General features: G+C 56.5%; 8 protein-coding genes. 3 read left to right on the plus strand and 5 right to left on the minus strand.

The annotated features are described in order from the left end of the window. Positions 1-77: 77 nt before the first annotated feature. On the minus strand, positions 78-1,358 hold the full coding sequence (locus EFA69_RS05410; protein WP_123132085.1) for a sensor histidine kinase: 1,281 nt from the start codon (positions 1,356-1,358) through the stop codon (positions 78-80). A gap of 129 nt (positions 1,359-1,487) precedes the next feature. On the opposite strand from EFA69_RS05410, the gene EFA69_RS05415 reads away from it, so the two are divergent. Then, positions 1,488-4,736, plus strand: coding sequence for a DUF3098 domain-containing protein (locus EFA69_RS05415; RefSeq protein ID WP_123132086.1), 3,249 nt, complete (start codon positions 1,488-1,490; stop codon positions 4,734-4,736). A 9-nt stretch (positions 4,737-4,745) separates the two neighbouring features. Here the strand turns inward: EFA69_RS05415 and EFA69_RS05420 are convergent, their stop codons facing one another. Together EFA69_RS05420 and EFA69_RS05425 are read right to left on the minus strand one after the other, a co-directional pair. Continuing rightward, entirely contained in the window at positions 4,746-5,387 is a 642-nt protein-coding gene (locus EFA69_RS05420; protein WP_123132197.1) for a DsbA family protein, read from the minus strand. Between the two features lie 200 nt (positions 5,388-5,587). Next, positions 5,588-6,157: an SDR family NAD(P)-dependent oxidoreductase gene (locus tag EFA69_RS05425; RefSeq protein WP_317125620.1), complete on the minus strand. Its 570-nt coding sequence runs from the start codon at positions 6,155-6,157 to the stop codon at positions 5,588-5,590. Between the two features lie 149 nt (positions 6,158-6,306). On the opposite strand from EFA69_RS05425, the gene EFA69_RS05430 reads away from it, so the two are divergent. Together EFA69_RS05430 and EFA69_RS05435 are read left to right on the plus strand one after the other, a co-directional pair. After that, on the plus strand, positions 6,307-7,926 hold the full coding sequence (locus tag EFA69_RS05430; RefSeq protein WP_123132087.1) for an FAD-dependent oxidoreductase: 1,620 nt from the start codon (positions 6,307-6,309) through the stop codon (positions 7,924-7,926). Positions 7,927-8,242: 316 nt separating this feature from the next. Next, positions 8,243-9,430: a fatty acid desaturase family protein gene (locus EFA69_RS05435; RefSeq protein WP_123132088.1), complete on the plus strand. Its 1,188-nt coding sequence runs from the start codon at positions 8,243-8,245 to the stop codon at positions 9,428-9,430. A 57-nt stretch (positions 9,431-9,487) separates the two neighbouring features. Here the strand turns inward: EFA69_RS05435 and EFA69_RS05440 are convergent, their stop codons facing one another. Together EFA69_RS05440 and EFA69_RS05445 are read right to left on the minus strand one after the other, a co-directional pair. After that, positions 9,488-9,673, minus strand: coding sequence for an SET domain-containing protein (locus EFA69_RS05440; RefSeq protein WP_123132089.1), 186 nt, complete (start codon positions 9,671-9,673; stop codon positions 9,488-9,490). Between the two features lie 245 nt (positions 9,674-9,918). After that, the gene (locus EFA69_RS05445) at positions 9,919-12,180 is read right to left on the minus strand and encodes a TonB-dependent receptor (RefSeq protein ID WP_123132090.1); all 2,262 of its coding nucleotides are present in this window, start codon (positions 12,178-12,180) and stop codon (positions 9,919-9,921) included. Positions 12,181-12,508: the final 328 nt, after the last annotated feature.

The following is a 12,508-nucleotide window of genomic DNA, read 5'->3' on the forward strand; positions in this document are numbered from 1 at the left end:
CACCTTATTTATCTGTTCACAGCTAAATAGTAGCCTTAACCTTAACTGGCAAGACACAAATATGCCCAGTTGCTGGTTTACCTCACCGGCAGGACTAACCGGAAACAGGTGCCCTGCTGCTCGGTGCTCTCTACGGTCACCTGCCCGTGGTGCGCCTCCATGATGGCCTTCACGTAACTCAACCCCAACCCGAAGCCTTTCACGTTGTGCACGTTGCCCTGCGGCACGCGGTAAAACTTGTCAAACAGAAACTTCTGGAACTCCTGCTTTATCCCGATGCCCCGGTCCCGGATGCTGATCAAAATACCCTGGTCGGTGTTCTGGGTGCTTACCTCAATCTCGGGGGCCTGGGCAGAATATTTCTCGGCGTTGTCCAGCAAACTGTAGAGGGCGTTGGCCACGTGCAAGCCATCGGCGTGGATGAGGGGATTGGTAGCTTGCAGGTCTAATCTTAAATGGCCGGCGCGTTGCTGCAGCCGCGGGGTCAGGTTCTGACCGGTCTCCTCCAGCAGCGCGTGCAGGTCAATGGTTTCTTTCTTCAGCGCCAGTTCCTGCCGTTCCAGAGTGGCCATCTGCAGCACCCGCTCCACCTGCGCCCGCAAGCGCTCGTTCTCGGAATAAATGAGGTCATGGTAGCGGGTCAACCGGTCCGGGGAAAGCGTCTCGGAGCGTTTGCGGAGCACCTCGCTGGCCAACCCGATGTTGGTGATGGGCGTCTGCAGTTCGTGGGTGAGGTTGTTGATGAAATCGGTTTTGAGCTCAGCCAGACGTTTCTCGCGCAGAATCTGGAACATGGTGTACGCGAAGAACAGCACCACCAGCAGCAGCGCGCCGGTTGAATACCACCAGAACTCCATCTCCTTCAGGATAAACGACGTCTTGCCCGGAAACACCACCGCCAGGTTATACATCGGCACCGCTCCCGCTACTTCATGCCGAATCACCGGGGCTTTGTCCGTGGCGAGTTGCCGCTGCGGAGCCGCGATGTACTTCCCAAACATGAGCGTGTCATCCAGGCTGTTGTAGAGGCCAAACTCGTAACGGTCGTGCAGCTGGCGCTTGGCCAGTTCCTGCTGCAACAACTGACTCGCCAGGGCAGGGTCTACGTCGGCATTCAGCTCGGCCACGAAGAAATTGGAGGCCACCTGCTGCACCGGCTCCGCCGAAGTAAGGTTTTCCTTTCCGGCCTTGGTCAGCAACTGGTCAGAGACGCTGGTCAGCGCCACCTGCACGCTGTGGTTGAAGGCGCGTTCCTGGGCATTGTAGGCTTTGTTCAGCCACACCAACTGCACACTCAGCAGCGCCACCAGTGCCACGCACGCCAGCACCAAAATCCTTTGAATCTTTTGACGGCTCATGGGGCTAAAGTACAGAATTTCTGCGTGCTTCCCGGGTCATTAACATCTCATTAACATCTTTTTACAAACCGTTAACCAGAGTGCGTTGCCCCAGCCGATAAGTTTGCACCAGACTTACTTCTGCTACCTATGGCCCTCAAAATCAGCCCAACTCAGTCGCCTAAACCTGTCATTTTGCCCATTGCTCCCCTCCTCTTCACCAGACGGCAGTTCATTCCTCTGTTAGCGGGCATTGGCGTCATTGCCCTGGGTTTCCTCTTGATGGCCACGGATAGCACCCCGCACGGCTACGGCTTTCTGGGGCTCACGCTGGGTCCGGCACTGGTGGTGTTGGGCTTGCTGGTGCCGTTTTGGGCCATTTTCAGGAAAAACAGCCCGGAAACGCAAACCCCAGCTCTTCTGCCCGCCTGGCGGGTGTACCGGCGGAGCAACACGCTGTTGGGCTGGGGCACGGCCTTCATGGCGCTGGCGGTGTACGTGCGCACGCTGGAGCCCAGCACCAGTTTCTGGGATACCGGCGAGTTCATTGCCGCAGCCTATAAACTGCAGGTTCCGCATCCGCCGGGGGCGCCGCTGTTCCTGCTCATCGGGCGGCTGTTCACGCTGTTGAGCTTCGGCGATGCCACCCAAGTGGCCTGGTGCATGAACTTCCTCTCGGCGCTGAGCAGTGCGGGCACGGTGCTGTTTCTGTTCTGGAGCATCACACTGCTGGCCCAGCGCCTGCTTCCGCTTTCGGCCGAAGGCCCTACCTTCCACCAACGCCTGCTGCTGCTCAGTAGCGGGGCCGTGGGGGCGCTGGGCTTCGCGTTCACTGATTCGTTCTGGTTTAGCGCGGTAGAGGCCGAGGTGTACGGCATGTCTTCTTTTTTCACGGCGGCGGTGGTATGGGCGGCGCTGAGGTGGCAAGCCGAGGCAGACCAACCCGAGGCGAACCGCTGGCTGCTGTTCCTGGCGTACCTGGTGGGTTTGTCTATTGGGGTGCACCTGCTCAACCTGGTGGCTATACCGGCCATTGCCCTGCTGGTGTACCTGCGCCGCCGCACACCTTCCAAATGGGGCATTATAGCGGCTTTAGCCGTGGGCGCGGCCATTGTGCTGGCCGTGATGGAAGGCGTTATTACCGGTTTGCCCTCCGTAGCCGGGGCGTTTGAAGTATTCTTCGTGAACAGCCTGGGCTTGCCTTACGGGGGCGGGGCCGTTATTTTTCTGGTGCTTCTGGTGGCCGGGCTGGTCTACGGGCTGCGCTGGGCGAAGAGAACCGGAAAGGTGCTGTGGCACCAGGCGCTGGTGGCGGTGGTGCTGGTACTGGTGGGCTACTCCTCTTACCTTATGGTGCCTATCCGGAGCGGCTACAACCCGCCCATTGACGAGAACAACCCCGAGAACATCCTCAGCTTTGTGAGTTACCTCAAGCGCGAACAATACGGCAGCCGGCCGCTGCTGTACGGGCCGCAGTTTCAGGGGCAGGCGCAGCGTTTTGACCAAGCCGGGTCCATTTACGCGCCCAAAAACCGCAGATACGAGGCAGTAGATGCCAAATACGATCCGGTGTACGCTGACCAGGACAAGTCGCTGCTGCCCCGCCTGTACTCCGACCAGCCCGTGCATTTGCGGGCTTACCAGCACTGGGTGAACGTGCAGGCGGGGCAGAAACCCACTTTTGGGCAGAACCTGAGTTTTCTGTGGCACTACCAGCTGGGACACATGTACTGGCGGTACTTCGGGTGGAATTTCATTGGCCGGGAGCATGACACGCAGCACGCCGGGGTGCTCTGGCCCTGGGAACGGAAGCACGATGTGCCCGCGCCGCTCTCCTCCAGCAAAGCCCGGAACCAGTTTTTCCTGCTGCCGCTGCTACTGGGCGTTTCGGGGCTGTTTTTCCAATTTAGGCGCCAAACCAGCGATGCCTGGACCGTAGCCCTGCTGTTCTTTTTCACAGGCATCGCCATTGTGCTGTACCTGAACCAGCCGCCCGTAGAACCCCGCGAACGCGACTACACCTTTGCCGGGTCATACTACGCCTTCAGCCTCTGGATGGGCCTTGGGGTCCTGGCTTTGGCCGAAGGGTTACGGAAACTCCTGAAACAGGCAGCGCCGGCCACGGGCTTGGCAATTGGGCTTTCGGTTCTGGTGCCGGTCCTCATTCTGGCCGAAGGCTATGACGACCATGACCGCTCCGGCCGGTCCCACGCCCTTGATTCGGCGAAGAACCTGCTGAGCTCCGTGGCCCCCAACGCCATTCTGTTCACCAACGGCGACAACGACACCTTCCCGCTGTGGTACGCGCAGGAGGTGGAAGGTTTCAGGACCGATGTGCGCGTGCTGGTCATGACCTACCTCAACACCGATTGGTACCTTGAGCAAGCCAAACGACAGGTAAACGCTTCGGCCGCCTTGCCTTCCACACTGGAAATGCCGCACTATGCCTACAGCACGAACAATTACCTGCCCTACGTGCCCAACCCCAGCGTGCAGGACAGCGGCATGGACCTGAACCAGTACCTGCACCTGCTCCAACAGCGCCACCCGGCCCTTCAGGTACAGACCCAGGACGGCCGAACCCTCAGCATCTTGCCCACCAAAAAGCTACAGTTGCAGGTGCATAGAAACGCGGTGCTGCAAAACCGGACGGTAGCTCAGGAAAGGGCCACCCAGGTGCCAGATGTAATGCAGTGGGAACTACAGGCCGAGGCCCTGGAAAAGAAACACCTGTTCCTGCTGGATATCATGGCCTCTAACCAGTGGCGGCGCCCCATTTATTTCGCCTCTACCGGCAGCGAAACGGCCGAGCTGGGTCTGCAACCGTTCCTGCAACTGGAGGGCATGGCCTTGCGCCTGACACCCGCCCGCAACCCAGACCCCGAGAGCGAAGCCTTCGTGGACCGCGTGCGCACCTACCGCAACCTCATGCAGCAGTTCCGGTTCACCGGCCTTTCCAAGCCAGACAATTATTATGAGGAGAATTTTGTGAACCAGATAGTGCCCGTTTACCGCCGTAACTTCGCAGCCTTGGCCCTGGCGTATCTGCACCACGGCGAGCCCGAAAACGCCCGCAAAGTGCTCCAGAAATGCTTACGGATCCTGCCAGACGCCGGGGCACCGCACAACTTTGAGAGTGTGGCCTTGGTGTGGCCGTTGGCGCAGGCGGGCATGCAAAAGGAAGCCCAGGAACTCGCCCAACTGCTGGGCCAGCGCTTTGACCAACTCCTGACTTACTACCAAACCCAGCCGGCTTATGATGATCGGGAAAAGCAACTGAACCTGTACGGCCTGCAAAACCTGGTACAGGCCACCCACGCGGCCAACCTGCCACAAGCCAAAGGACTGGAGGAGAAATTCAGGCGGCACTACGCCGCGCTGCGGGGAGAAGGAAAATGATGTGACGCCCTAAAAAGGAATCTGCAGGGCCTGCAGCAGACGGTCCTCCAACTCGGGGAGTTGGCAGAAACCGCGGGAGATAAGGCGGGGGCCGCTGGCATGGTCTAGGTACACACTGGGCAGCGTGCTCACTCCCAGGCGCTCCACCAATTCAAACTCCTGCTGCGTCTGCTGGTAGATTTCCTCGGTTTCAAAAACGGCCAGGAACAGGTTCTCCGTGATCCCGAACGGCTGCACCACCTTCACCAGCACCTCGGTTTGGCTAATGTCCAGCCCATCGGCGTAAAACGCTGAGTGCAGCGCGCGCAGTACCTCCAGGATTAAGCCTGGCCGCAAGTGGCGCACCGTGAGCAGGGCGCGGCAGGCCGGCTCAGTGTTGTACACCGCCTGGGGCTGCAGAAAGAAGCCGTAGTCAAAGGGTAACTGTGATTTTTCCTGGGCCCGGTGCCAGCTCACAGCCAGCTTGTCCTTGTCTGAAGAAGTCAGAGGCTCCTGGGCGTACGGCCGCAAACCACCCACCAGCACCTGCACCGAAATCCGCCCGAACCAAAGCGCCTTCAGCCTCCTCACGATGGGCGTAAACCCGTAGCACCAGGCGCACATTGGATCAGTAACGTACATCAGAACAGGGTTTTCGGGCAGCTTTTGCATAGGCAGTTGAGTTGGGTTCTTAGCAATGTACCGCAAAAGAAAGGAGAAAGGTTTGTATTTGGGAGTAAAATCCAAAATAACTGCCGCCAAGCTGCTTTGCGTTTAGGGGCTGTTTTTGGAAAAAGAGCCCCTAAACGGCTATTCGTGGTAAATCATTTTCACGGTCATGCCGCCGTCTATGGTGAGGCTCTGGCCCGTGATCAACCCGGACTGATGGCATTGACCCTGATGCGCTGCGGCCCCAAACTCACCGCCAACGAATGCGTGAGCGCCTCCAGCCCACCCTTGGAGGCCGAGTACCCGAACGTATCTGGTTCAGACATGAAGGCGCGGGTTGAGGTAATGTTCAGGATAGCCGGGTACTGGGCTTTCTCCAGCAAGGGCAACGCGTACTTGGCGCACAGGAACGGTCCGCGCAGGTTCACGCCCAGCACCTGGTCAAACTCTGCCGTGGGTAACGCGTGCAGCGGCTTGCGGGCTGGGGAGGCAATGCCAGCGTTGTTGATGAGTACATCCAACTTCCCGTACTGTTCGGCCACCTGCCGGAAAAGCGCTTGCACCTGCGGCTCCTGGCGTACGTCACAGGCCACAAAGTGCGCTTTCAGGTATTGGCTGTCCAGCCAGGTCAGGGCATCGGCGCCCGCCTCGGGGTCCAGATCGGTGAGGATGACCTGGGCGCCTTCGCGGGCAAACGCCTGGGCCATGCCCCGCCCAATGCCTTGGGCACCTCCGGTAATCAGGATAACTCTTGATGTATAGTAGGGATTCATTTTGTCTTGGGTTTCTCTGGTGTATTCGGGGAAAGCGCAAAGGAAGTTGGGCTTTGGCAGAAGCTCAATGGCGCGGAAAGACTTACTTTTTCCAGACGGTTCCGTTAAAGAAAGCAAATACCGCGCAACGCTTCACTTAAGATAAACCTATGAAAACAGACTCAATCTGGCGGCAAGACGCCGATCAAACCTTCTACCCCACCTTACAAACGGAGATGGAGACCGATGTCGTGATTATCGGGGGCGGCATCACCGGCATGACCGCCGCGCATCTGCTGGCCACGGCGGGCAAACGGGTGGTGGTTCTGGAAGCCCTGAAGGTAGCCGAAAGCACCACCGGGTACTCCACCGGAAACCTGTACGCGCCCGTGGGCTCCTACCTCAACGTGCTGGAAAAGAAGTACGACCCTGAAACGGTGAAGGCTCTGGTAGCCTCCCGCAGCGCGGCCATTGACCAGATTGAGCGCCTGACCCAGCAGTTCGGGATTGACTGTCATTTCAAGCGCATCCCGTTTTACCTGCTCACCGAGCACGAGGCAGAAGACGCCTTCATCCGCGCCGAGACGGAGACCGCCCAGGCGGCGGGTTTGCCCGCTTATCTGGACGAAAGCAAATCGGCGCTGCCTTTCCCCATCAGTTCGGCTATGCGGGTAGAAAACCAGGCGCAGTTTAACCCCATGGCATACGTCAAAGGCCTGGCCGCCCACACCGCGGGGCCCAACTGCCAGATTTTTGAGAATTCACAGGTCACGTATGTGGAGGAAGGCTCGCCCAATGTGGTGCACACCGAGCACGGGAAAGTACGCGCCAAACAGGTCATCCACGCCACCCACACACCCAAGGGCATCTGGTTCCTGCACACGCTGCTGGGGCCCTACCGCGAGTACGCGCTGGCAGTGTCATTGAACTCGCCCTACCCCGAGGGCACCTTCTGGGATTTCCACGCCATGCACCACCACTCCATGCGCACCTACGTGAACGATGCCGGGGAGCCGTTTCTGCTCATTCTGGGCGAACCACACAAAGTGGGGCACCAAGAAGACAACGAAGCCTCTTTCCGGAAACTGGAGGAGTTCGCGCGCGAGCGGTTTGATGTGAAGAATGTGGAATACCGCTGGGCCGCCCAACATTACAAACCCGCCGACAGTCTGCCGTACATTGGCCGCCGGGACAAAAACTCAGAGATTTACGTGGGCACCGGTTACGAGGCCGATGGCCTCACCTTCGGGACTCTGGCGGGCATGATCATCAGCGACCTCATTCTGGGCAAGGAAAACCAGTGGGCCGAGATGTACTCCCCTACCCGCCATAACCCCAAGAAAGCGGCTGGCAAGTTTATCAAGGAAAACGTAGACGTGATGGCCCAATACCTCAAAGACCTGCCGTACCGCAGCCAGGTAGAGGAACTAGCCGATATTAAGCCGGGCGACGGGAAGAACATTGAGATGGACGGCAAGAACTACGGCGCGTACCGCGATGATACCGGCAAACTGCACGTGGTGTCGGCGGTGTGTACGCACATGGCCTGCCTGGTGCATTTCAACAAAGCCGAGAAAAGCTGGGATTGCCCCTGCCACGGCAGCCGCTTCGGGGTAGACGGAAAGGTGCTGGAAGGCCCGGCTTATCTTGACCTCTCCAGAATGGAAGACAAACCCGCTTCTACCAATCGGTACAAAAAGATCACCTCGGCTTTTTTCTTTGCCGCATCTGCCTTGGTTGGTGCATACTTTTTAAGAAAGGCGCTCTGGGAGAAAGGCCCAGTTCAGTAGCACAGTAAACCACAGAGAAACAAGTCCATACCTAAACTGTTTAGCAGAGGAACTCAGGTGCCACCCTTGGTCTTTCATATATTTAGAGGAAATACTAGACCGAGGGTGGCACTAATACCGTAGTAGTAGCGTTGTACAAATACGATTACCTCCTATCTGTCGCCACCGGAAACTGCACCTTTGTGTATATTCAGATAGATCACCATTCTTCAAGAGCAGTTTCCAATTCTTTCCTCCTTTCTGATTTGTTTTTGCAGCGCTTGAGGCACTGGGATAACCACATCAAGAAGTTTATTCCAGTTTTTATCAAGCACACATGTCACAAAAATTAAAATTCATCAATACCAATCAGTCTGCGTTCTTCGGCACAGCCCGAAAAAACGTAGATGCTTATTTCCAGGAACACGGGCTCTCTAAACACGCCAACACTTTCATGTGGATCAAGACTGCTTTCTTTCTGGCGGGCTTCTTCTCCCTTTACTTTCTGATTCTCTCCGGCTGGTTTGGCATGGGGGTAATGGTAGGCTTAACCTTGGCCCTGGGCGCCTTTGCGGCGTTCATTGGCTTTAATATCTGCCATGATGCCATACACGGTTCCTTCTCCAAGAGCAGCAAGGTAAACAAAGGCCTTAGCTACCTCTTTTACCTCATTGGGGCAAATCCTTATCTGTGGGGTATCTCACACAATGTGGTGCACCATACCTACACCAACATACCCGGCCACGACGAAGACATTGAAGTAGCTCCAGGCCTTATTAGGTTAGATGAAAGCGAGAAGGTTAATAAAGTGCAGCGTTTCCAGCACGTATATGCCTTCTGGCTGTACGGCTTAGCCTCGCTGTCTTGGGCGCTGCGGAAAGACTACGTGAAATTCTTCCAGAAGCAGATTGGCCAGCACCGTAACCAACACCCTAAACGGGAGTATTTCAACCTGTTCTTCTACAAGTTTGTCCACTACTTCGTATTTATTGGGGTGCCCCTCTTGGTACTGGATCTTGCCTGGTGGCAGGCGGCTCTTGGGTTCCTGATCATGCACCTGGCCGAAGGGGCCGTCATGGGGTTGGTATTCCAGCTGGCCCACGTGGTGGAAGGCACAGATTTTCCGGTTCCTAATGAGCAGGGCAACGTGGAAGAAGCCTGGGCAAACCACCAGATGCGCACTACCGCCAATTTCGCCCCTCAAAGCGTGGTGGCCAGTTTTCTGCTGGGCGGCCTGAACCGGCAGATAGAGCACCACTTGTTCCCTAAGGTATGCCATGTGCATTACCCGGCTATATCCAGAATTGTGAAACAAACCGCCGAGGAGTTTCATCTGCCTTATCTGGAGATTAAAAGTTTCAGGGCGGCCCTGGCCTCACATTACCGCATGCTCAGAAAGTTGGGCAAAGAAGCCTATGAGGCGCAGGCAAAAGAACCGCTAGAAGCCGGTCCAGAAAGAGAAGGCATTCTAAGCCCGCTACCCCAGGCAACTGCGCACCCGCTGGACAAACCTGTTCTGGTATAAACCAACTAAAAAGGAGAAGGCCACAGATAATCCTGTGGCCTTCTCCTTTTTAGTTGGTTATTGCTTGGCCCTATCTGGGCCAAAGCTGAGTTCACGTCCGTAATACACCAGTTCCCGTTGGTTGGGCTGGTCCTGCACGGTGCAGTAATAAACGCGTTTCGCGTAGCGCCTTACGGTTAGTTTCTGTTCGGGCTGTTCGTTTGCATATACGGTTGATCCTTCGGGATATTGGCTTTCCATCATACTTAAGGTATACGGCTGCCCTCTACTTTTAAATGGATATATCTCCCCTATTTACTCCACGGCTAAATCTTGCGCCTCTATGCAGAAAAGGAGGTACAGCTCACGGTGGTTCCTTCAAGTATTCTACCTGTTCTGCTGAAACCAATTTCTCTGCCAAATGTAACTCCGCCTGTACAACTTGCTGTCTCCTGTGTGTTTAGGGGCTGTTTTTGGAAAAAGAGCCCCTAAACACAGAATGCCATTTCCTATTGAAACAAATTATACCGCACGCCCAGAAATCCGCGCATGCCCTGCAAGGAAGCGTAGTTGTAGCTTGGATCAAAGGTGTAGCCGTGGGGGTTGGAGATGGGGTCAGCCGCCATGCGGTCAAACGGATCAAAGGGGCGCATGATGGGGTCTTTCGGTACGAAGTTGAAGAGGTTCTTCACGCCGCCAAACACCTCCAGCCCGTTCTGCCATTTCTTGGTGAGTTGCACGTTCACCAGACTGAACCACGGCGAGTACTCGGGGCGGTAATCATTAGGGAGGATGGGCAGTCGCATGGGGCCGTAGAAGGTGCCGGTGAGGTCTACCGTAAAACTCCCGGCAAAGGTGTAGCCCGCCAGGAAATTCCCCGACCATTCCGGGGCGTGCAGTTGCACCCGCTTCACCAGCGGCCCCTCGCCTTCGGCCTCTTTCTGGTACACCTGCATGTAGGTGACGCCCGCCGAAAGTTTCAGGGGGTTGTAGAACGAGAACTCGGTGTTCACGGTAATGCCTTTGGAAACGGCATGGCCGCGCAAGTTGGAATAGATGATTTTCTGCGGATCAGTGTCAAAGTCGCCGATGATCTTGTTGCTGAAGCGCGAGTAAAAGCCGGTCACGTCTACGGTCACCAGAAAGGCATCCAGCGGGGCTTGCCAAATGTAGTTGAGGTTGCTGTTGATGGATTGCTCCGGCTTCAGTTCCTCGGTGATGACCACCTCGCGGGCCCCGGTGAGGGCGGCGTGGTCCTCGGTGAAAAGGCTCACCACCCGGTAGCCTGTCCCGAAACTCGCGCGAACCGTATGCTGCGGCCCCGGCGACCACTTGTACGCTACCCTGGGCGACTGGATGTGCCCGTGCCGTTTGTCATAGTCATAGCGGTAGCCCAGCAGCAGCTTGTGCTTCTCGGTGAGGGTCCATTCGTCCTGCACAAACACGCCGGGCAAGGGCGTGGTCACAGGGGTATTTTGAGGGCTGGCGGCATCACTGGAGGCCGTGGCGGGGGTGTTGTCATCATAGTGGGTGTAGCGGAACGAGGTGCCCAGCAGCAGGTTGTGGCGGGGCGTGAGCGGCTTGTCCCAGTACAGCTGCCCGAAGGCCACGGTCTGGTCGGCGTGGAAGGGCGTGGTGCCGTAGAAGGAGTTCTGCTGGTGCCGGTTCACCGACAGCTGAGCCATAATTTTCTCTGACACCGGCAGTTGGTACTGCCCAATCAGTTCCCACCGTTTGGTGTAGATGCTTTCGCCGTAGCGTTGGTCAGAGCCGCGGTGTTCCTTGGTCCAGTCCATCTGTCCGCCCCAACGGTCTTCGTACACGTAGCGCGCAGCCATGCTGGCTAATCGGTTCTCCCTCCGCTCAAAGTCCCACTTGTTGAACACAGAGACGCGCTGCTGCAAGGTGACATCGGTGAAGCCGTCCTGGTTTTTATCCAACGGGTTCTGGTAGTTGAAGTAGTTAATACCCAGCAGCCCGTGCGCCTGACCAGCCTTAAACTTCACGCCCACATCTGAGCTTACCTCGCCCCACGTAGTGCCAAACACTTCGGCACTCACCCGCGGCGCCTTCAGCGGACTTTTGGTGATCACGTTAATGATGCCGCCCATTGCCTCAGAGCCATATAAAGAAGCCGCCGGCCCCTTCACCACCTCCAGCCGCTCCACCAGACTGTTAGGGATTCCGTTGAGGCCGTACACCGTGGAGAGGCTGCTCACAATGGGCATGCCGTCAATGAGAATGAGCGTGTACGGGCCTTCCATGCCGTTGATGTGGATGTCACCGGTGTTGCAGACATTGCAGTTAAGCTGCGGCTGCACCCCATTGATCATGCCCACGGCCTCAAACAAACTGGGCGTGGGGTTCTTCTTGAAATACGCAGGCGTGTACACCTCCACCGGCACCGGACTCTCCAGCCTACTCATCTCCTTCATGGTGCCCGTCACCACCACCTCGTTCAGTTTCCCGGCCGTGGGCCGAAGGTTGATTTGGTAACTGGTTTTCCCCGCCTGCAAAGAGAGGGTATCGTTCTGGTAGCCCAGAAAGGAAACTACCAGTTGGCTGCTCAGTTGAGTTTGCGGGAGCTTCAGGGTGAATTTCCCTTTCTCATCGGCCATGGTGCCGAGGGTGCTATTCACTACACTAATGTTGCAGAAACCCAGCGGCTCCCGCGTCTGCGCGTCGCGCACGCTTCCAGTGATGGTCACCTGTTGGGCAGCGGCGGCAAGGGACAGCCAAAACCCAACTAGCAGAAGTAATTGTTTTCGCATGTTCAATATTAAATGTACTAAAACATATTTTTAGACAAACCTAAAAATAAAATACGAAACTCTTTTACTAATGTTTAGACTTGTTTTATCACTTTGAATGTAAGTGGGATGGTGAGGAGCTTTTAGAAGGGCGGTGGCTGAGGTAGACCTCACATGTTTTCAAAACCTGTGAGGTATTTAGGGCTGGCAAATTGGGGAGGCAAGCTTGATATAAGCTCTCAAAATCAGTAATTACTTTTTGGTACTCCCATAAAGGATTTCTAAACGAGAGTTTGAGGCACCAATCGCAGTTCTAAAAAAGGGTGTTTACACCTGCCGGGCATGCATT

The organism is Rufibacter immobilis, from assembly GCF_003721565.1.
Classification (GTDB): Bacteria; Bacteroidota; Bacteroidia; order Cytophagales; family Hymenobacteraceae; genus Nibribacter; species Nibribacter immobilis.

What these genes read in the sequence shown, in the direction of transcription:
- EFA69_RS05410 (WP_123132085.1), bottom strand. Translation starts at nt 1,358, where the DNA reads ATGAGCCGTCAAAAGATTCAAAGGATTTTGGTGCTGGCGTGCGTGGCA.
- EFA69_RS05430 (WP_123132087.1), top strand. Translation starts at nt 6,307, where the DNA reads ATGAAAACAGACTCAATCTGGCGGCAAGACGCCGATCAAACCTTCTAC.
- EFA69_RS05440 (WP_123132089.1), bottom strand. Translation starts at nt 9,673, where the DNA reads ATGATGGAAAGCCAATATCCCGAAGGATCAACCGTATATGCAAACGAA.
- EFA69_RS05425 (WP_317125620.1), bottom strand. Translation starts at nt 6,157, where the DNA reads ATGAATCCCTACTATACATCAAGAGTTATCCTGATTACCGGAGGTGCC.
- EFA69_RS05420 (WP_123132197.1), bottom strand. Translation starts at nt 5,387, where the DNA reads ATGCAAAAGCTGCCCGAAAACCCTGTTCTGATGTACGTTACTGATCCA.
- EFA69_RS05435 (WP_123132088.1), top strand. Translation starts at nt 8,243, where the DNA reads ATGTCACAAAAATTAAAATTCATCAATACCAATCAGTCTGCGTTCTTC.
- EFA69_RS05445 (WP_123132090.1), bottom strand. Translation starts at nt 12,180, where the DNA reads ATGCGAAAACAATTACTTCTGCTAGTTGGGTTTTGGCTGTCCCTTGCC.
- EFA69_RS05415 (WP_123132086.1), top strand. Translation starts at nt 1,488, where the DNA reads ATGGCCCTCAAAATCAGCCCAACTCAGTCGCCTAAACCTGTCATTTTG.